Here is a 19,083-nt window from a genome sequence, read left to right on the forward strand (position 1 = left end):
GGTGATGGGGAAGGCGAAGGTGCCGTCGGTGAAGGTCGCGGTGCCCACGACGCCGGGGGTCAGGCCCAGGCTCGTGAGGGCCTCGACGAAGGACGCGTCCACGGCGACCTGCGTGTCGACGCCGTTCGACAGATCCGGGATGGACGCCTCGGGCAGCATGCTCTCGCCGGGGCCGGGTTCACGGGTCTGGTTGACGGGGTGCGTCGGGGCCGTGTTGTTGCTCTCGGAGTCCGAGGTCGAGGCGCAGGCCGCGAGCGAGAACACGAGGGCTCCGGTGGCGACGACGCCGAGGACGCCTCGACCGAGGGAGGAACGGAAGGGGGTGCGCATGAATGGTCCTTGTCTGTGCTGCCCGGTGGAGTTGATCGGTGTTCGACGCCCGGGCCGCGTCGGATGGGGCGAGGGGGCGACCCGGCCGGGACGCCCCCTCGCGGCGCTCAGTCCTCTTCGGAGAAGAAGCGGTCGACCTTGCGGTGGTACCGCTGACCCAGCAGGCCACCGAGGACGGCACCGGCGAAGCTCAGGACGACGACGAGGCCGAGGCCGATGAGACCGGCGAGGGACGACGACTGCAGGTCGTCCATCGAGGGCACGAACGGATTCGGCGACGACGAGTCTCCGGTCTGGGTGCCGACGACGCCGACGACGATCGCCAGGACGATCGTGATGACCAGACCCCAGAGCCAGGTCGCGAGCCCCTGCTTGAAGCCGCTGAAGCGGGCGATGCGCGACGCCGTGTAACCACCGATGAGGTACCCGAAGAAGATGATCGCGAGCACCACGATGCCCGAGGTCAGCGCGAGCACGTCGGCGTTGTCGGTCGTGAAGCTGCGCAGGTCGGCCATGGCGGTCGAACCGGATGCGACCCCGCCCCAGGCCGCGAGGACGCCGCCGAAGATCGTGATCATGACGAGGCCGAAGCCCGTCGCGGCGAACCAGCCGAGCAGGCCGGCGCCGAAGCGGATGCCGCCGAACTCCTCTTTCTGCTGGGCGAGCAGCTCACGGCGCACCGACACGTGGTCGATGCCCGAGTCCTTGACGAGGGGGTAGGCGTGGGAGCCGGTGTCGCGACCCGCGGCGGCTCCTGCGGCCGCGCCTCCGGCTGCCGCCGCGGTGGGCGCGACGGCGGTGGGGGCGTCCTGACCGAACGAGGGCTGACGCTCGGCCGCGGCGCGGTCGGTGGCGTCGCGTTCGGCGTCCGAGCGGTCGTCGACCCACCCGTCGTGCGAGGACGAGGAGGCGCCCGTCGCCGCGGTCGCGGACGCCGCGGTGGCCGTGTCGTCCCCTCGGTCACCGGTGGCGGGCTCGCCGGCGCGGGCGGCCTCGGCCGCACGGAGGGCCTCGTCGTCGTGCAGCGGACGGCGCGTGCCGTCCGAGGAGGCGGACCAGGCCCGCTGGGCGGGCTCGGTCGGCGCCACCATGGGGACCGCCTCGGTGGGACGGCCGGTCGAGGCCGCGTCGCGGTCGGACTCCGAGAGGACCTCGGTGTCGCGGCGGTCGGCGTCGGTCGACGCGTCGGCGTCGGTCGACGCGTCGGCGTCGGCGTGCTGGTCGGACCCGGTGTCGCCGGGGACGTACTCGGCGGGCACCGAATCGGGCAGCGCCTCCTCGTCGGACGACGCGGGAGCCCCGTGCGCGTCCAGGCCGGACGCCTCGGGGTTCGCGGGGGCCTCGGCGACGACCGGGCGGTCCTCGGCGTCGGCGACGGGGGCCTGCTGCGTCGGGGCGTCGGACCCGAAGTCGACGGCGGGCTGCTGCTGCGTCGGGGCGTCGGACCCGAAGTCGACGGCGGGCTGCTGCTGCGTCGGGGCGTCGCCGCCGAAGTCGACGGCCGGGGGCTGCTGGGTCGGGACCTCGGAGCCGTACGGCACCTCGGTCGGCTCGACCGTCTCGCCGGTCTCGTCGGACCGCGGGGCGTCGTTCGTGTCGCCGTACTGGGGATCGCGTCCCTCGTGGTCGGGGCGGTCGCGCCGCGGATCGTTCGCGTCGGTCATGGCTCACTCCTGTCGGTGGGGTCGTTCCCTGGATCTGTGATCCGCCTGAACGTTACGCCCGAACGGCACCCCGGGCCGGGAGCCCCCGCCCGCGCCCGCGGGACTCACGGGCGCGGACGAGCCGGTAGCGTGGACCGGACCGCCGAGCGACGAAGGACGACGACGTCATGACCGACACCAGCCAGACCCCCTCCGACCCGACCGCGACGGCCTCCGGCGCGACCGACTCCGCGGCGACGGGCCGCCGGGCCGCGGCGGCCGCCCGCACGCGACCGAAGGCCGACATCGCCCGTTCGTGGCTGCTCGTGCCGGGCACCGCCCCCGACCGTTTCGACTCGGCCCAGGCGTCCCGCGCCGACCAGATCGTCCTCGACATCGAGGACGCGGTCGACCCCGCCCGCAAGCCAGCCGCACGCGACGACGTCGTCGCCTGGCTCACGGGCGGCGGCGAGGCCTGGGTGCGCATCAACGACCGCTCGACGGACTTCTGGTCCGACGACGTCGACGCCCTGATGGGCCTGCCCGGACTGCACGGCGTCATGCTCGCCAAGACCGAGGCGCCCGAACACGTCACCGAGACCTTCGACCGGCTCGGAGGCGCGGTGCCGGTGCTCGCGCTCGTCGAGTCGGCCCTCGGCATCGAGGAGAGCCCCGCCATCGCCAAGGCCCGCGGGGCGTTCCGCCTCGCGTTCGGAAGCGGCGACTACCGCCGCGACACCGGCACGAGCGCCGACGACCTGGCCATGGCCTACCCCCGCTCCCGCCTCGTCGTGGCGAGCCGCATCGGCGGGCTGCCCGGCCCGATCGACGGCCCGACGGTGGGCAGCAGCCACCCCGTCCTGCGCGAGCAGTCCGGGGTCGCGGTCGCCCTCGGCCTCACCGGCAAGCTCTGCCTCGACGTCGAGCAGCTGCCCGTGATCAACGAGGTCATCAGCCCCACGCCGTCCGACGTCGCCTGGGCCCAGGACTTCCTCGCCGACTTCGAGGGACGCGGCCGGGTCATCCGAGACGGCAGCGACCTGCCCCGCCTGGGCCGGGCCCAGAAGATCGAGAAGCTCGCCTCGGCGTTCGGGGTGCAAGCCGCGAACTGACGGCTCGACGGAAGGAGGCGCGTCCCACTCGGGACGCGCCTCCTTTCTTTCTGCCCGGATGTCCGCCGGACCGTTGACAGACGATAGTCACCGACATATCTTTGACACATCGCGACAGGACGTCGCGACCTCGATCTCTTCCCCCCGACCCGAGAGGAGTACCCCATGGGTACCGACTTCACCACCGAGAACCACGGCGACCCCCGTCGCCGGCACCACGACTCCCCCGACGCCCGGCACGACCCGATCGGCCGCGGCGAGGGTCACGGCCGCTTCGGCCGTCCGTTCGGCCGCGGGTTCCGCCCCGGTCCGGGCTTCGGCGGCTTCGGCCCCGGTTTCGGCCCCGGCGGCCCGGGCTTCGGTCCCGGCGGTTTCGGACCGGGCCGCGGAGGACGCGGCCGGGCACGACGCGGCGACGTGCGCCTCGCGATCCTCTCGCTGCTGTCCGACGCCCCGTCGAACGGCTACGGCCTGATCAAGGCGATCGCCGAGCGCACCGACGGCACGTGGAAGCCCAGCCCCGGCTCGGTCTACCCCACGCTGCAGCAACTCGTCGACGAAGAGCTCATCTCGTCCGACGAGGCCGCGACCAAGAGCGTCTTCACGCTGACCGACGCAGGCCGGGCCTACGTGGCCGAACACGCCGACGAGATCGAGAGGGCCTGGGCCGCCACGGCGGACGACGCGAGCGACACCGACCGCGAGTTCCAGACCAGCCTCATGAAGCTCATGGGCGTCGTCAAGCAGTTCCACCACGACGGCAGCGACGCCCAGCGGGCCGCCGCCACCGCCAAGCTCGACGAGGCACGCCGCGCGCTCTACACGATCCTGGCCGACTGAGCCCCGGCGGGCCGAGGCTCGGCCGACCGAGCCCCGGCCGGCCCTCCTCCGGTGGGCCGTCCTCCGGTGGCGGCCGGACCGATGTCCGGGGTCGTGGGCATGATGGGCCCACGAGCACGACGACCCCGCCGGAGGCGCGCATGAGCACCGCAGACGACCGCACCACCGCGAGCACCGCCGACCTCGGGCGCGCCGGGTACGACCCGTCATTCCTCACGGTCGACGTGCCCCTGCCGGCCGTCCACGCCACCGTCCGCGAGCTGCCCTACGTCCACTTCACGGTGCTGCTCGACCCCGTCCGGCGGTTGGCCGCCCTGACGGCCGTCAACATCGACGGGTCGTCGCTGGTCGACCTCGGCCGGGGCGACGACTGGCACCTCGACGAGCGCGTGCCCGACGACGAGCAGACGGGTCCCGAGGTGTACGCCTCCAACGACCTCGACCGGGGGCACCTCGTGCGTCGGCGCGACCCGGTCTGGGGCGAGCGTGCCGTCGCGGCCGCGGCGAACGTCGACACCTTCAGCTTCACCAACGCCGCACCCCAGGCCGCCGAGTTCAACCAGTCGAAAGAACTGTGGCTCGGCCTCGAGGACCAGGTGCTGCAGTACGCCTCCACGCATCGGCAGCGGCTGACGGTCTTCACGGCGCCCGTGCTGCTCGACGACGACGCGCCCTACCGCGGCATCCGCCTGCCCCGTCGGTTCTTCAAGGTCGCGGCCTGGACGACCTCCGACGGCGGTTCGTTGCGCAGCGCGGCGTACCTGCTCGACCAGTCCCCCGAACTCGACGGCGTCGACCTCGAGGCGGCCTTCGCCCGCGCGCACGAGCAGGGCGACCCGCCGCCCCTCGGGCCGTACCGCACCTACCAGGTGCCCGTCCGCGACATCGCCGAGATGACCGGTTTCGACCTCGCCCAACTCGCCGAGGCCGACACGCTCCGGCCCGTGCCCACGATCGAGCCGCCGGACGGCATCCGCGCGGGGTGGGTGCCGCTCACGTCGGTCGACCAGCTGTCGTTCTGACCGCCAGGCGACGCGGCCCCGGCTCGTCCAGGCGGCTCGCATCGGGCCGTGCCAGCATTCTCGGGCCATGGCACCGAACGACCGAGATCCCGTCGACCCCACAGACGCCCCGTCACCCCTGCCGCCCGAGATGCCGCGCAGCCTGACGGTGCTGCGTGACGAGGACGCGCCGCCGGTCCGGGCCACACCCTGGCGAGAGGTCCGGGTGGACTTCCTGGTGCCGACCACCTCGACCGGTGCGGCCCGCGGCGTCCGGCACCTGCTCGACGAACCCGAACTGCACTTCTCACCCGGGCTGCGCCAGGGGACGCTCGCCCTGATGCCCCGACGGTCGGCACTCCTCCGCGTCGTGCTCGCGTGGGAGTGGTCGGTCGAGGCGGCGTCCTTCGCCGTGCACTCCTTCGAGCCCGAGCCCTTCTCGTCCGACGAACGAGACGCCCTCGAGGCCTGGTTGCGGGCGACGGCGCGACGGTTGCAGCTGTTCGACGGCGCCCTCGCGCGTGCCGTCGCCCGGGTCGACCACGACGTGGTCCGAGGCGTCGACACGAGCTCTCCCGAGGCGTCGCTGGCCGGCGCCTCCGCTGCGGCCCGGGCGGCAGCCCCTGCGGCCGCGGGTTCGCCTGACCCGGGCCCGGTCAGGGGCCGTCCGGTGCCCGACGACTCCGACCCGGTCGACCTCGCGGCGGCCGGGCCCGCCGCCACGACGATGCGGACGGCCACCCTCGGGACGAGACTCGCCTCCCCCGCCGTCGGCGCCGCCCACCCCGTGGTCGACGTCACCCTGCCGGACGCGAGCGACCCCGGCTGGGAGGTCTTCGTCGACGCCCTGAGCCGCCAGACCCTCGGTTACCGTCGCACCCTCGACGACGGCGGCAGCGCCTACGCGTTCACCTACCTCGTGGCCGACGACGTCGACGACGTCACGCCCGACGACCTGGTCGACTGGCACGACCAACACATCCAGCGGCAACTGCTCGTCGAGGACGCCCGCCAGGCGTACGTGCACCTGCTCGCCGGGCTCGAGCCGCCCGTCTCGGTGCAGTACACGATCTGACCGACGTGGCGCGCGCCTCCCGGGCAGGCAGTCGGGTCAGGGGGCGACGTCGACGATGGCGACGAAGCGGGTGCCGACGCCGTCGACCTCGGCGCGCACGACGCCCGGCTCGGGCTCGGGCAACTCGTCCGCACCGTGGTCGTCGCAGCTGAGGTAGGTGTACTCGGGCCACCACTTCTTGGGGCGAGCCGCCTCGTGGTAGCCGCAGACGACGCACTCCAGTTCGACCCACACCGGCTTGCCCGTGCGGTTCGCCCGGGACTGCACCAGCCAGGCCGGCGGCGTCCGCTCGATCGCGACGAGTTCGTCGACCGTCATCTTCGGCGGTAGGCCGTGGCGCTTGGCCATCTCGAGCGGGATGTCCAGTCGCAGGGCGGCGTCTCGTCGCGTGATCACCCGCACACGCTACCCGTCCGCCCCCACCCCTCGCGAGCACGGGCACTGTTGCCACGCGCAACACCCGCCGTCAAGTCGGCCAGAGTGCCGACTTGCCCCCGAACGAGGGCCAGGCGGAAGCTCGACCCAGGCGGCACGTGTCCGATCCACCCGGTCGGTCGATCACCGGACCGCCGGCAGGCACCACCCGACACGCACCACCCGACACGCACAACACGAACCAAGGGGAACCACATGAAGACCTCCGTCGCCGCCGCCCTCACCGCCGCAGCCCTCGTCGTCGGATCGCTCGGGGTCTCGACCTCGGCCGTCGCCGCCGGGCCCGTCGACACCATCCGGTCGACGGACGTCGTCGGCGGCGAGAAGGCTCCCACGACGCCGTGGGCCGTGCAGCTGGTCTTCCGGACCGGCGGCACCGCGAGCTACGCCTGCACCGGCGAGCAGATCAACGCCAGCTGGGTGCTGACCGCCCGCCACTGCATCGACGGCGTCACCTCGATGCAGGTGTACCACTCGAACAGCACGACGAACCCGGGCACCGCGATCGCCGTCGACCGCGTCGCCGCCGCCCCCGCGGGCGACATCGCGCTCGTGCACCTCGGCCAGCCGAAGGCGCTCGGCAGCTACCCGACGCTGAACCTCGGGTTCCAGGCGACGTCGTCGGGCAGCGGCACGATCATGGGCTACGGCCTACGCGCCAACTCGGTGCAGTCCGACGGCCTGTACCAGGCGACGGTGGGCCTGACCGGCCGCAGCACCGACGCCTACGGCGGGGCCGCGCAGCACCTGACCGGCACCACCGGCGCGGCGAACCACGGCGACTCGGGTGGCCCCCTGATCGTGGGCGGCCAGATCGTGGCCGTCTGCTCCACCGGCGACGAGGCCGACCCGGGCGCGAACACCCGTGCCGGCTCGAACTACGCCGTGCTGTCGCAGAGCGCGACCTGGATCCGCTCGACCGCCGGCCTCTAGTCCGCGACCTCGGGCGGGTCCGCCGGCGACGGGCGGCCTCGGACGCAAGGCCCGTACGGACACGCCCACCCACGGAACGCAGGAGGCGCGCCCCGGTCACGCGACCGGGGCGCGCCTCCGTCGTCGTGTCGACCCGCGCCTCCTCGGGGGGCGTCGGCCGCCGGACGTCAGGCGATCGGCTTCTCGAAGCAGATCGACTGCGGGATGGTCGTGACGTAGGGCTCGTAGGTCGGGATGCGGGTGAAGCCGATCTTCTCGTAGAGGGCGACGGCGTCGGGCTGACGGTCCCCGGTCTGCAGGATGAGTCGGCGGGCACCGCCCTCTCGGGCGACCGCCTCGAGCTCGGCCATCAGCAGCCGGCCGATGCCGCGGCCACGCTGACCGTCCGCGACGATCACCCGCTTGACCTCCCATTCGCCGTCCCGGCTCTGCACGAGGGCGTGGCCGACGGGCGTGCCGCCGTCGGCACCGTCGTCGACGACCACCAGCACGGTGGCCAGCACGTTCGACGGGTGCACCGTGAGGGCGGCGTTCCGGGCCTCGACGACGTCGACGGGTTCGACGACGTCGCGGTGGTAGCGGACGGTCATCTCGGCGTCCATGGCGTCGCGCAGGGCGACGGCACGGGGATCGTCGAAGGCGACGCGTTCGAGGTGCAGCGGGGGCAGGGCGGAGGGAGCGGTGTTCGTCACCAGACGATTCTGCCCCCTCGTGGGGTGCCTAGAGTCGCACGCCCCGCGCGGCCATGAACGGCACGGGGTTGGTCGAGGCGCCGCCGACGCGGGTCTCGAAGTGGAGGTGGCAGCCGGTGGAGTTGCCGGTCGAACCGACGAGCGCGATCAACTGGCCCGCGACGACGCTCTGCCCGCGGGACACCTTGATGCCCCCGTTGACGATGTGGCCGTACGCGGTCGAGACGCCGCCGCCGTGGCTGACCTGGATGTAGTTGCCGTAGCCGCCGGTCAGGCCCGCGAAGGTGACCGTCCCGGAGGTCGCCGCGTAGATCGGGCTGTTGCAGCCGGGGGCCAGGTCGATGCCGTCGTGCATGCGGTACACGCCGGTCACGGGGTTCACGCGCATGCCGTAGCCGCTCGACATGTACCCGGCGCTGGGGCGCACCCAGCCCGAGCCGCTCGAGGCACCGCCACCGCCGGACGAACCGCCGCCGGCGGACGGGGCGGGCGCGGGTGCGGAGGGCGTCGAGGGTCGGGCAGCGGCGGCCGCGGCAGCCGCGGCGCGCTGCTGACGGAGCGCCTCGGCCTGGCGGGCGGCCTCGGCGGCGGCGGCGGCCTTGCGGGCCTCTTCGGCCTGACGCGCGACCTCGACGCCGGTGGCGTAGTCGGCCTCGGTCTGCAGGCTCTGGTCTTGCAGCACGGCGAGCTGGCCCTGGAGGCGCGACTCGTTCTCCTGCTGGGCGGCGACGGCGGCCGCGGCGGCGTCGGACGCGGCCTGGGCCTCGTCCATCGAGACCTGGGCGGCTCCCTGCAACTTCACGAGCGCGTCCGAGGCGACCTTGGCCTGGTCGGACAGCGACTGGGCCACGTTGCGGTCGTTCACGGCCTGCTGACGGATGCCGTCGGTCTGCTCGGTGAGCTTGCTCATCGCGCCGAGGCGGTACAGCAGGTCGTCGGCCTGCTCGGTGTCGCCCACGAGCTGCGACGACACGTCACCGCCACCGGTGCGGGCGAGCTGCGCCGAGACCTGACCGGCGCGCTGTTCGCTGGCGTCGGCCACCGCAGCCTTCTCGTCGGCCTGCGACTGCAGTTCGGCGAGCTTGGCGGCACCGGCGTCGGCGTCGGCCTGGGCCTGCTCGAACTCGGCACCGAGGCGTTCGGCCTCGGCCTGGGCGGTGGTGGCGTCGCTCGCGAGCTGGTCGAGCAGCCCCTGGATGCGGCTGACCTCGGAAGCCTTCGCCGACTCGCTCGACCGGGCCGCCTGGACGTCGTCCCACGTCGGGTACGAGGCGGCCTGTGCGGGCGAGCCCCCGAGCACCGCGCCCGACGCGACGAGCGTGAGGCTGAGCAGCACCGTCGCCACGGCGGCGGCGACGCCCTGACGGCGGGGCAGGGACACGGGCGAAGTCACGGAGGAGCACCTATCTGTGGTCGGTCCTGAGCCCGCTGGACGCGCCGGATCGACGGTCGTCGGGGGTGGGGAACCCGCTCAGCCTACGGGCGGAACCGGGAAGGGTAAACCCGCACCTCAGGGTTTCTCGTCATCGGCATGTCCCCAGTCAGGGGTTCACAGGGGGATTCACGACATGACTCCAGTCACATCCGTCACACGATCTGTACCCCGATCGACGAAGAGGCGCGAGTCGGCGACACCCGTCGCCCACCACGACGGGCATCGCCGTTCCGGGCCGGGCCGGGCCGGGCCGGGGCCGGGCCGACCATCGGGCACCCGGCACCGGCGCCGAGCCGCCAGGCGGGTCAGTCGACGAAGGCCGAGTTCAGACGGTGGAGCGCCGCAGCGAGCGCGTCGACCTCGGCGGGCGTCCACCCCTCGAGCCGGTCGGCCAGTGCGGACCGGTTGGCGTCGACCGATCGGGCGAGCAGGTCACGACCACGGGCGGTCAGCGTGAGCGCCTGGCCGCGGCGACCCTCGACCGCGGCCCCTGCGCCGGGCTCGACCAGGCCCAGCTCGACGAGTCCGCCGAGCTGGCGCGAGACGGTCGAGCGGTTCAGCCCGAAGTCGGCGGCGATGTCGGTGGCGCGGCAGCCGGGGTGGGTGGCGATGAAGGTGACGAGCGAGTGCTCGACGAACGACAGCGGGGCACTCTTGTGCCGGGCACGGGCGACGGCCCGTCGGGACACGGTCTCGAGCTCCGAGTAGACCGTGTCGATTCCTCGCTGCCCCCGCTGGTCCGTCACGGGGTCAGCCTAACGGCGGGTGGTCGGGAACACCGAGGGGGTCGTTTGTGTTGCATAATGCAACTGTAGACCGACGGGCAACGGCGCCCCCGACCACGAGGAGCCCCGTGACGACCACCGACCTGACCCTGCACCGCCCGGACGACGGCGCGCGCCCCGACCACGACTCGTTCCGCGCCGACGCGCTCCGGGACCGGGACGACCGACCCGACCCGCGCCTCCACCGGGGTCACCAGCACGCCGGGCCCGCGATCGCGCGCCACCCGCGTCCCGACGCCGCGGCCTGGCGGTCCCTCGGCCTGCACGTGCTCATCCCGCTCTTCCTGGCCACCGGCATGGCCCTCGCCTACCTCGGCGCCTTCGGCCACCCGACCCCCCACCACGTGCCCGTCGCCGTCGTGGGCAGCTCGGCCCAGAGCGAGGTCTTCGCCCAACAGCTCAACGACGCCGACCCGGACGCCCTCGACGTGCGCACCGTCGCCGACGCCGACTCGGCGCGCAGGCTCATCACCGACCGCGAGATCTCGGGTGCGTTCGAGGTGGGCGCCACCGACGCGACGCTGTACGTCTCGTCCGCTGCGTCGGACACGACCGCGAGCGTCCTGCAGAAGGTGTTCGGTCCGGTCGCCTACCGACTCGGGCTGCCCCTGAAGGTCGACGACGTCGTCCCGAGCGGCGAGGGCGACCCGACCGGACAGGGCCTGTTCTTCCTGCTCGTCGCCCTGAGCGTCGGCGCATACGCGAGTGCCGCAGCCATCTCGGCGGCGAGCGCCCGGCTGGGACTCGGCTCGCGCCTCCTCGCCGGGGTCGTCACGGCGGCCGTGATCGCGGCGATCGGCACCGTCGTGGTCGGCCCCGTCTACGGCATCGTCACGACCGGCCTCTGGGGCATCGCCCTCGTCAGCTGGTTGTACGTGACCGCCGTCGTCGTGATCGGCATCGGCCTGCACCCCCTGCTCCGCCACTGGACCACGCCGGCCCTGACCATGCTCTTCGTCATGCTGAACTTCACCAGCTCGGGCGGAGTCTTCTCGTCGCAGCTCGTGCCGCCCTTCTTCGGCGCGTTGGGTGCCTTCTGGAACGGCTCGGCCTGGCTGCACGCCACGCAGTCGATCGTGTACTTCCCCGGCCAGGGATGGGGCCGGGCCGGTCTGACGCTCGCACTCTGGCTGGCCGCGGGGCTCGCCCTCGCCGGACTCACCCACCTCTGGAGCGTGCGCCGCACCCGGCTCGCGAACGAGCGCGTGGCCGTCCGCGAGGACGAGGAGGGCATCGCCGCCTGAGCCGCAGGGCGTCGGGGACGCCGGTGACGCCGGGCGCGGCGGTGACGCGTGCGACACCGGGCGCCGGGCCCGCCGGGGACGCGTGCGAGACTCGACCGGTGACGACGACGCACGAGACCCTCCGGCCACCCCGACGCGACGAGCGGAACTGGGCCGACAGCTTCAGCTACGGGGCGACCCGGGTCGTGCAGCCGACCACGATCGACGAGCTGAGCGAGCTGGTCGCCGGGGCCCCGCGCATCCGGGCCCTGGGCACGCGCCACTCCTTCAGCGACGTGGCCGACGGACCGGGGCTGTTGGTCTCGACCACGGCGTTGCCCGCCGACCCGGTGATCTCGGACGACGGCCACGGCGTGACCGTCGGGGCCGGCACGAACTACGCCGTCGTCGCGCAGCACCTCGACCGACACGGACTCGCCCTGCTGAACATGGGCTCGCTGCCGCACATCTCGGTGGGTGGAGCGATCGCGACCGGCACCCACGGCTCGGGACTCGGCCTCGGGAGCCTGTCGAGCGCGGTGTCGGCCCTCGAGATCGTCGGGCCCGACGGGTCGCTCCGGACCGTGCGTCGTGGACAGCCGGGCTTCGACGGCAGCGTCGTGGCCCTGGGCGCCCTCGGCGTGGTGGTCCGGGTGACCCTCGACGTCCAACCCGGGTTCCGCATGCGACAGGACACCTACGTCGACCTGCCCTGGTCGAGCGTCGACGACCACCTGATGGACGTCATGGGAGCCGGGTACAGCGTCAGCTTCTTCCACGAGTTCGACCACCGCATCCGCGAGGTGCTGGTCAAGTCGCGCGTGCCCGACGGCCTCGCCGACGTGTCGATGCCCCGTGACCTGTGGGGCGCCCGCCCCGCCCCCGTCGACGAGCACGCCGAGGTCACCGGTACGAAGTCGACGCCCATGGACGGCAGCGTGGGGTCGTGGGCCGACCGGTTGCCGCATTTCCGCATCGACGCCACCCCGTCCGTGGGTTCCGAACTGCAGAGCGAACACTTCGTCGCCCTCGAGGACGGTGCGGCCGCCCTCCGCGCCGTACGACGCCTCGGCGACGAGCTACGCCCGCACCTGCACACCTGCGAGACCCGCACCGTCGCGGGCGACCCGCTCTGGTTGAGCCCGACACCACAGGACAGCCTGGGCATCGCCTTCACCTGGAAGAAGCACCCCGCCGAGGTCGCGGCCTTGATCCCCCGGGTCGAGGAGGCGCTGGCCCCGTTCACCCCGCGCCCCCACTGGGGCAAGCTGTCGGCCCTGCCGCACGCGGCGATCGTCGCGGCCTACCCGAGGCTGACGGATTTCGCCGACCTCGTGCGCGACATCGACCCCGAGGGCAAGTTCGGCGGCCCGGCCGTGGAGCGCCTGCTCGCCTAGCCGCGACGGCGTGGAGCGCGTGCGCGCCTAGGCGCGACGGCGTGGAGCGCGTGCGCGCCTAGGCGCGACAGGTGGTCGACGGGTCGGGCCCCGGGTCGGGCTTCAGTAGGACTCGCCGGTGGGGTCCGCCGCCTCGAGGTCGAGCAGCTCGGCCCCGCCGACGGGCAGGCCCTGCCAGGTCTGCAGGCGCCAGCCGGCCTCGATGCTGCCCTCGAGGGTGACGACCCCCGTGTTCTCGAGCAGGTGCTGACGGATGAACTCGTCGTCGGCGTTGACCGCCCGCGAGCCGACCCAGGCCCGGATGGCCGCACCGTGACTGACGGCCGCGACCGTCTCGTGCCCGTCGCCCTCGGCCCCGGCGATCAGGTCGGCCAACGCGGCGTCGTACCGCGCGTAGAACTCGTGCCCGTCCTCGGAACCGGGCACCCGGACGTCGAGGTCGCCCGACGCCCAGGAGAAGACGCAGCCGACGTAGGCCGTGACCGCCTCGATGTCGTGTCGGCCCTCGAGGTCGCCCGCCTTCACCTCGCGCAACCCGTCGAGCACCGTCGGCGCGAGGCCCCGGGCGGCGGCCAGAGGAGCCGCGGTGAGCTGCGTCCGCACGAGCGTGCTGACGAGGAGGGCACCGATCGTCTCGTCGGCGAGGGCGGCGGGCAGAGCCTCGGCCTGCCGTCGACCGAGGTCGGTGAGCCCGACGCCGGGCGCGACGGTGCCGAGGACGCCCTCGACGTTGTCGGGGGTCTGACCGTGGCGGATCAACAACAGGCGCATGATCGTCAACCCTACGGTGGACCCCCGACACCGGCGGTCGTCAGGCGTCGGGCCAGAGGCGACCGGCGTCCACGACGACGTCGGCCCGGGCGCGGGTGGCCCGCACGAGCCGGGCGTTCGCCTCGTCGGGACCCGCGGCCCAGGCCTCGGCGGCTCCGGGCGTCATGCCGAAGCGGACGTGACGGGCGACGAGCCAGCGCCGTCGCCGCTCGGCCGGGGTGTCGACGAACCACACCTCGTCGAACGTCGCGCGCACCGCGGGCCAGGGCGTGAGCTCGGCCAGCAGGTAGTTCCCCTCGCTGACCACGACCTCGACGGACGGATCGACCTCGACCGCGCCGCCGATCGACTCCTCGACGCCCCGGACGTACTCGGGTGCCCACACCGTCCCCGACCGGGACCGCAGCCGCTCGAGCAGGGCGAGGTAGCCGTCGGCGTCGAAGGTGTCGATCGCGCCCTTGCGGTCGAGGCGGCCGAGCCGGGCCAGGGTGGCGCCCGCGAGGTGGAACCCGTCCATCGGCACGACCACGGCCCTCACCCCGACCCGCGTGAGCCCCTCGACGACGGCCGCGGCGACCGTGCTCTTGCCGCCCCCGGGCTCGCCGGCGACGCCGATCAGGGTGCGGACGGACGTCGGGACGGGACCGCCGGGGGACGCGAGGCCCGCGGAGGAGCCGCGCCGCGCCTCCTGCGTCCGGGCGTGGACCGCCAGGGCTCGGGCGACGAGGTCCTCCACCGAACCGAGCGGCGTACCGGTCACTCGGGGCGGCCGGCCGAGCCCGGACCGGTGCCCGCCTCGTCGCCGACGTCCGCGGTCCGCAGCTCGGTGAGGGCCGCCTCACGCCGCGACCGGCGCCAGGCGAGCAGGGCGTGCAGGGCGATGGGCACGACCGACAGCACGACGAGCACGACCGCCAGCACGTCGATGTGGTCGCGGATGAACGGGATGCCGCCGAGCAGCGAGCCGAGCACCGTCATGCCCACGGCCCAGAGGAAGGCGCCGGTCACGTTGAAGAGCAGGAACCTGCGGTACCGGTAGCCCGCGGTCCCCGCGGCCAGCGGGACGTAGGTGCGGACGATCGGGACGAACCGACCGAGGATCAGGCTCGTGCCGCCGTACTTCGCGAAGAAGGCCTCCGCACGCTCGAGGTAGGCCGTCTTCAGGATGCGTGCGTCGTCCTTGAACAGGCGTCGGCCGAAGCGGTTGCCGAGGAAGTAACCCACCTGGTCGCCGAGGACCGCGGCGACGAAGGCGCAGAGGGCGATCACCCAGACCTGCAGCCCCAGCGCCTCGTGCAGCACGCCGGCGGTGAAGAGCAGCGAGTCGCCGGGCAGGAACGGGAACAGCACGCCCGACTCGATGAAGACCATCAGCGAGATGCCGGCGAGGGCCCAGGGCCCCAGCGCGGGCAGCAGCTCGTCCGGGTTGAAGAGGACGAACCCCCCGCCGGTGGACGCGGGCAGGGCGGCGAGCAGGGTGTCGGCGATCACGAGGGACGACTGTAACGGGTCCACCCCGGGTCGCGGCGTCCACCGAGCGGACCACTCGCGCATCCACCGGTCTCGGCCGGGCGGGGGATGCCCCCGGGCGCACCGCGCCCCTAGCCTGGGGCGATGCGGACACCCCTCAGCATGCCGACGACAGGACGCACGCGATGATCGAAGCCCGGAACCTCACCAAGATCTACGGAGACAAGCGCGCGCTCGACGACGCCACCTTCACGGTCCGACCCGGCCTCGTCACCGGGTTCCTCGGCCCGAACGGCGCCGGCAAGTCCACCACCATGCGCATGATCGTCGGGCTCGACCGCCCCACCAGCGGCAGCGTCACGGTCAACGGCAAGCGGTTCGCCGACCACGCGGCCCCCCTGCACGAGGTCGGCGTCCTGCTCGACGCCAAGGCCGTGCACACCGGTCGCAGCGCCCACGACCACCTGCTCGCCATGGGCGCCACGCACGGCATCGGCAAGAAGCGCGTCGACGAGGTGATCGCCCTGACCGGCCTCGAGTCGGTCGCGAAGAAGCGCGTCGGCGGGTTCTCGCTCGGCATGGGCCAGCGCCTCGGCATCGCCGCCGCGCTGCTCGGCGACCCGGCCACCGTCATCCTCGACGAACCCGTCAACGGCCTCGACCCCGAAGGCGTCGTCTGGGTGCGCACCCTGGCCCGCTTCCTCGCGAGCGAGGGTCGCACCGTGTTCCTCTCGTCGCACCTGATGAGCGAGATGGCCCAGACCGCCGACCACCTCATCGTGCTCGGGCGCGGCAAGGTGCTCGCCGACTCCCCCATCTCGGACGTCATCTCGCAGGCGTCGGGTGACGCCGTGCGCGTCCGCAGCCCGCACGCCGACCACCTCGTCTCGCTGCTGCAAGGGCCGGACGTCGCCGTCACGGCCGTCGAGCCCGGCGTCGTCGAGCTGCGGGGCATCACCGCCGAGCGGGTCGGCGACCTCGCCGCCTCGTCCGGCGTCGTGCTGCACGAGCTCACCCCGCTGGTCCGCTCGCTCGAGGACGCGTACATGACCCTCACGCAGGACTCCGTCGAATACCACGCAGGAGGCGCGGCGCGAGGCAGCCACGTCGCCCCCGACACGCAGACCCCCCAGGGAGCGACCCGATGACCGCCACGACCCCCACCCGTCACCGCGACCGACCCGTGCGCCCGACCTCGAAGCTCACCTTCGGCGGCGTGCTGCGCAGCGAGGTCATCAAACTACGTACGCTCCGCTCGACCTGGTGGTGCCTGGCGATCATGGTCGTCATCATCGTCGGCTTCGGTGCCCTGTTCGCCCTGAGCGCGGGCCTGTTCCAGGCCGGCGAGGCCAGCACCGAGCAACAACAGCAGATCGTCGCGCAGTCCGTCTCGGTCGGCGTGGTGTTCGGCCAGCTCGTCGCGTCGATCCTGGGCGCTCTCGTCATCACCGGTGAATTCGGCACGGGCATGATCCGGTCGACCTTCGCCACGGTGCCCAAGCGCCTGCCCGCGGTCGTCGCCAAGCTCGTCGTCGTCGCGCTGACGCTCTTCGTGGTGTCGCTGGTCGCCCTCGTCCTGACCCTGCTGATCAACAGCGCGATCCTGCCGTCGAACGACATCACGGTCGACTTCGGCGACGGTGCCCTCTGGCGCAGCGTGGTCGGAGCCGCGGCCTCGATCGCCTTCATCGGCATGATCGCCTTCTCGCTCGGGGCGATCATCCGCAACGGCGCCGGCGCCATCGCGGCCTCGGTCGGCCTGGTCTTCGTGCTGCCGATCATCGTGCAGATCTTCACGGCGTTCGTCGACGCCGCCTGGGTCTACACACTGGCCGAGATCATCCCGCCGAACGCCGCCGCCCGGCTCTACGACTACGTCGTCTCCGGCCAGTCGGCCATGGCCCTGCCGAGCCCCGACGGGGCCCTCGTCCTCGAGCCGTGGAGCGCCCTGCTGGTGCTCGTCGGCTGGGTCGTCGTGCTCTTCGGTCTGGCGCTCGCGCTCGTGAAGCGACGCGACGTCTGACCGACGGGCACCGCGCCTCCTCGGGGTGACGGCGACGCGATCGGACGGATCGGGAAGAACCGGACCGTCTCGTACGTTCGGTCGCACAGGCACACCGCCGTCACCTCCGAGGAGCCCCATTTGAGCATCGACCCCTCTCCCCCGACGACCGTCGGCGACAGCCGAGCCCCCGAGAGCCGAGCCGCCGACACCGCGACGGCGGGCGCCGACGGCGACCAGGCCGGCACCGAGGCGCGCAACAAGCTCGTCATCGGGCTGCTGCTCGTGTCGGCCTTCGTCGTGATCCTCAACGAGACGATCATGGGCGTCGCCCTGCCGAGCCTCACCCGCGACCTCGACATCACCGTCACGGCGGGCCAGTGGCTGACCACGGGCTTCATGCTCACCATGGCCGTCGTCATCCCGATCACGGGCTTCCTGCTGCAGCGCTTCAACACCCGCCCGGTGTTCATCACCGCGATGAGCCTCTTCAGCCTCGGGACGGCCATCTCGGCGATCGCTCCCGGCTTCGGCGTGCTGCTGCTCGGCCGCGTCGTGCAGGCCTCGGGCACGGCGATCATGATGCCGCTGCTGATGACCACCGTGCTCACCCTCGTGCCGCCGGCCACGCGCGGCCGCACGATGGGCAACATCTCGATCGTCATCTCGGTCGCACCGGCCATCGGCCCGACGATCTCGGGCGTCATCCTGAGCGTGCTCGAGTGGCGCTTCATGTTCATCCTCGTGCTGCCGATCGCCCTCGTGGCGCTCGCGCTCGGTGCCGCCCGCGTCAAGAACGTCACCACGCCGAAGAAGGTGCCCCTCGACGTCACCTCGGTGATCCTGTCGGCCTTCGCCTTCGGTGGCATCGTCTTCGGGCTCAGCTCGATCGGCGAAGGGGCCGAGGCCGCCGTCCCCGCCTGGGTGCCGCTGGCCGTCGGCGTCGTCGCGCTCGTCGCGTTCGTGCTGCGTCAGCGCTCGCTGCAGCGTCGCGACCGCGCCCTGCTCGACCTGCGCACGTTCTCGTCGCGCACCTTCACGATCTCGGCGTCGGTGCTCGGCGTCGGCATGATCGCCCTCTTCGGCACCCTGATCGTCCTGCCGATCTACCTGCAGAACGTGCACGGCCTCGACCCGCTCGCCACCGGGCTGCTGCTGCTGCCCGGCGGCCTCGTCCAGGGCCTGCTGTCGCCCGTCGTGGGACGCCTGTTCGACAAGTACGGTCCGACCGTGCTGCTCGTGCCCGGCACCACCCTGGTCAGCGCGGTGCTGTGGTTCATGTCCACGGTGTCCGAGTCCACCCCGATCCCGATGGTCCTCGCCGCCCACGTCGCCCTCAGCATCGGCCTGGCCTTCATGTTCACGCCGCTGTTCACCTCGGGCCTCGGGTCGCTGCCGTCGAACCTGTACTCGCACGGCAGCGCGATCGTCGGCACGGTGCAGCAGCTGGCGGGCGCCGCCGGCACCGCCGTGTTCGTCACCGTGATGACCCTGGCCGCCACCGCGGCGGCCAGCCAGTCCGGTGCCGGAGCCGCCGCCACGGGAGCCGGCGTGCGCGCCGCATTCCTGGTCGGCGCGATCATCTCGGTGTTCGCCGTCGTGGGGTCGTTCTTCGTCCGGCGCCCGCCGGTCGTCGAGGGCGCCGAGCCGGTCGTCGCGCACTAACCTGCGCGCGTCGCGCGTCGCGCGTGGCGCGTGGCGAGACGTGCGTCGGCGCTGCCGAGCTGCCGAGCTGCCGAGCTGCCGAGCTGCCGATGGCCACGGCCTCCCCCTCGGGGAAGCGCCGGCCGTCGGCAGCTCGTCGTCGCATCAGCCGTCCGTGAGGTCGTGGATCGTCGTGCAACCGACGGCCCGAGCCGCGTGATCCCGTTCCCGCGACGGCCCCATGGCGCCGACGGTGCGGCCTGCACCACCCGCGCCTCCTCAGCCCCTGCGAATT

General features: G+C 73.0%; 18 protein-coding genes. 10 read left to right on the top strand and 8 right to left on the bottom strand.

All coding sequences use genetic code 11. The annotated features are described in order from the left end of the window. Positions 1–437: 437 nt before the first annotated feature. Positions 438–1,994, bottom strand: coding sequence for a CvpA family protein (locus ASL10_RS09680; RefSeq protein ID WP_056046672.1), 1,557 nt, complete (start codon positions 1,992–1,994; stop codon positions 438–440). A gap of 167 nt (positions 1,995–2,161) precedes the next feature. Here ASL10_RS09680 and ASL10_RS09685 point away from each other — a divergent pair, with 167 nt between their 5' ends. The 4 genes from ASL10_RS09685 (at position 2,162) to ASL10_RS09700 (ending at position 6,001) form a co-directional block, all read left to right on the top strand. Further along, on the top strand, positions 2,162–3,085 hold the full coding sequence (locus ASL10_RS09685; RefSeq protein WP_082460322.1) for a CoA ester lyase: 924 nt from the start codon (positions 2,162–2,164) through the stop codon (positions 3,083–3,085). Positions 3,086–3,250: 165 nt separating this feature from the next. After that, complete coding sequence (locus tag ASL10_RS09690) at positions 3,251–3,925, top strand: PadR family transcriptional regulator (protein ID WP_082460323.1); 675 nt, start codon at positions 3,251–3,253, stop codon at positions 3,923–3,925. Positions 3,926–4,065: 140 nt separating this feature from the next. Further along, on the top strand, positions 4,066–4,947 hold the full coding sequence (locus tag ASL10_RS09695) for a DNA/RNA non-specific endonuclease (protein ID WP_056046674.1): 882 nt from the start codon (positions 4,066–4,068) through the stop codon (positions 4,945–4,947). Positions 4,948–5,014: 67 nt separating this feature from the next. Next, complete coding sequence (locus ASL10_RS09700; protein WP_157485361.1) at positions 5,015–6,001, top strand: hypothetical protein; 987 nt, start codon at positions 5,015–5,017, stop codon at positions 5,999–6,001. A 36-nt stretch (positions 6,002–6,037) separates the two neighbouring features. On the opposite strand, the gene ASL10_RS09705 is transcribed toward ASL10_RS09700, so the two are convergent. After that, positions 6,038–6,397, bottom strand: coding sequence for a hypothetical protein (locus tag ASL10_RS09705; protein ID WP_056046678.1), 360 nt, complete (start codon positions 6,395–6,397; stop codon positions 6,038–6,040). Between the two features lie 234 nt (positions 6,398–6,631). Between ASL10_RS09705 and ASL10_RS09710 the strand changes: the two genes are divergently transcribed. After that, on the top strand, positions 6,632–7,369 hold the full coding sequence (locus ASL10_RS09710) for a trypsin-like serine protease (protein WP_056046680.1): 738 nt from the start codon (positions 6,632–6,634) through the stop codon (positions 7,367–7,369). Between the two features lie 167 nt (positions 7,370–7,536). On the opposite strand, the gene ASL10_RS09715 is transcribed toward ASL10_RS09710, so the two are convergent. The 3 genes from ASL10_RS09715 to ASL10_RS09725 all read right to left on the bottom strand — a co-directional run bounded on the left by ASL10_RS09715 (position 7,537) and on the right by ASL10_RS09725 (position 10,242). Continuing rightward, entirely contained in the window at positions 7,537–8,061 is a 525-nt protein-coding gene (locus ASL10_RS09715; protein WP_235452638.1) for a GNAT family N-acetyltransferase, read from the bottom strand. Positions 8,062–8,089: 28 nt separating this feature from the next. Next, positions 8,090–9,454 carry a peptidoglycan DD-metalloendopeptidase family protein gene (locus ASL10_RS09720; protein WP_148053639.1) on the bottom strand — a complete coding sequence of 455 codons (1,365 nt, stop codon included), beginning with the start codon at positions 9,452–9,454 and terminating at the stop codon, positions 8,090–8,092. Positions 9,455–9,801: 347 nt separating this feature from the next. Then, on the bottom strand, positions 9,802–10,242 hold the full coding sequence (locus ASL10_RS09725) for a MarR family winged helix-turn-helix transcriptional regulator (RefSeq protein WP_056046684.1): 441 nt from the start codon (positions 10,240–10,242) through the stop codon (positions 9,802–9,804). 107 nt (positions 10,243–10,349) lie between these two features. On the opposite strand from ASL10_RS09725, the gene ASL10_RS16570 reads away from it, so the two are divergent. Next, complete coding sequence (locus ASL10_RS16570; RefSeq protein ID WP_056046686.1) at positions 10,350–11,525, top strand: ABC transporter permease; 1,176 nt, start codon at positions 10,350–10,352, stop codon at positions 11,523–11,525. Between the two features lie 98 nt (positions 11,526–11,623). Next, positions 11,624–12,901 (top strand): FAD-binding protein, encoded by a 1,278-nt coding sequence (locus ASL10_RS09735; RefSeq protein WP_056046688.1) that lies wholly within the window; start codon positions 11,624–11,626, stop codon positions 12,899–12,901. Between the two features lie 102 nt (positions 12,902–13,003). Here the strand turns inward: ASL10_RS09735 and ASL10_RS09740 are convergent, their stop codons facing one another. The 3 genes from ASL10_RS09740 to ASL10_RS09750 are packed head-to-tail and all read right to left on the bottom strand — an operon-like array spanning position 13,004 to position 15,163. Continuing rightward, complete coding sequence (locus ASL10_RS09740; RefSeq protein ID WP_056047815.1) at positions 13,004–13,672, bottom strand: histidine phosphatase family protein; 669 nt, start codon at positions 13,670–13,672, stop codon at positions 13,004–13,006. 40 nt (positions 13,673–13,712) lie between these two features. Further along, on the bottom strand, positions 13,713–14,408 hold the full coding sequence (locus tag ASL10_RS09745) for a nucleoside/nucleotide kinase family protein (RefSeq protein WP_200922585.1): 696 nt from the start codon (positions 14,406–14,408) through the stop codon (positions 13,713–13,715). A 20-nt stretch (positions 14,409–14,428) separates the two neighbouring features. Next, a complete protein-coding gene (locus ASL10_RS09750; protein ID WP_235452643.1) occupies positions 14,429–15,163 on the bottom strand; it encodes a DedA family protein in 735 nt (244 codons plus the stop codon). A 164-nt stretch (positions 15,164–15,327) separates the two neighbouring features. Here ASL10_RS09750 and ASL10_RS09755 point away from each other — a divergent pair, with 164 nt between their 5' ends. From ASL10_RS09755 to ASL10_RS09765, 3 genes are all read left to right on the top strand, one after another. Continuing rightward, positions 15,328–16,290 carry an ABC transporter ATP-binding protein gene (locus ASL10_RS09755; RefSeq protein WP_043593111.1) on the top strand — a complete coding sequence of 321 codons (963 nt, stop codon included), beginning with the start codon at positions 15,328–15,330 and terminating at the stop codon, positions 16,288–16,290. Further along, entirely contained in the window at positions 16,287–17,165 is an 879-nt protein-coding gene (locus ASL10_RS09760) for an ABC transporter permease subunit (RefSeq protein WP_056046690.1), read from the top strand. The genes ASL10_RS09755 and ASL10_RS09760 overlap by 4 nt, the downstream gene beginning before the upstream one ends. A gap of 120 nt (positions 17,166–17,285) precedes the next feature. Continuing rightward, positions 17,286–18,809, top strand: a complete 1,524-nt coding sequence (locus ASL10_RS09765; RefSeq protein WP_235452646.1) for a DHA2 family efflux MFS transporter permease subunit — start codon at positions 17,286–17,288, stop codon at positions 18,807–18,809. The last annotated feature ends 274 nt before the right edge of the window (positions 18,810–19,083 follow it).

Source organism: Frigoribacterium sp. Leaf8 (assembly GCF_001421165.1).
In the GTDB taxonomy this organism is placed as follows: domain Bacteria; phylum Actinomycetota; class Actinomycetes; order Actinomycetales; family Microbacteriaceae; genus Frigoribacterium.

Bases quoted from the DNA above. Each gene is read 5' to 3' on its own strand.
- ASL10_RS09680 (WP_056046672.1), bottom strand. From the start codon at position 1,994: ATGACCGACGCGAACGATCCGCGGCGCGACCGCCCCGACCACGAGGGA.
- ASL10_RS09685 (WP_082460322.1), top strand. From the start codon at position 2,162: ATGACCGACACCAGCCAGACCCCCTCCGACCCGACCGCGACGGCCTCC.
- ASL10_RS09690 (WP_082460323.1), top strand. From the start codon at position 3,251: ATGGGTACCGACTTCACCACCGAGAACCACGGCGACCCCCGTCGCCGG.
- ASL10_RS09695 (WP_056046674.1), top strand. From the start codon at position 4,066: ATGAGCACCGCAGACGACCGCACCACCGCGAGCACCGCCGACCTCGGG.
- ASL10_RS09700 (WP_157485361.1), top strand. From the start codon at position 5,015: ATGGCACCGAACGACCGAGATCCCGTCGACCCCACAGACGCCCCGTCA.
- ASL10_RS09710 (WP_056046680.1), top strand. From the start codon at position 6,632: ATGAAGACCTCCGTCGCCGCCGCCCTCACCGCCGCAGCCCTCGTCGTC.
- ASL10_RS09740 (WP_056047815.1), bottom strand. From the start codon at position 13,672: ATGCGCCTGTTGTTGATCCGCCACGGTCAGACCCCCGACAACGTCGAG.
- ASL10_RS09755 (WP_043593111.1), top strand. From the start codon at position 15,328: ATGATCGAAGCCCGGAACCTCACCAAGATCTACGGAGACAAGCGCGCG.
- ASL10_RS09760 (WP_056046690.1), top strand. From the start codon at position 16,287: ATGACCGCCACGACCCCCACCCGTCACCGCGACCGACCCGTGCGCCCG.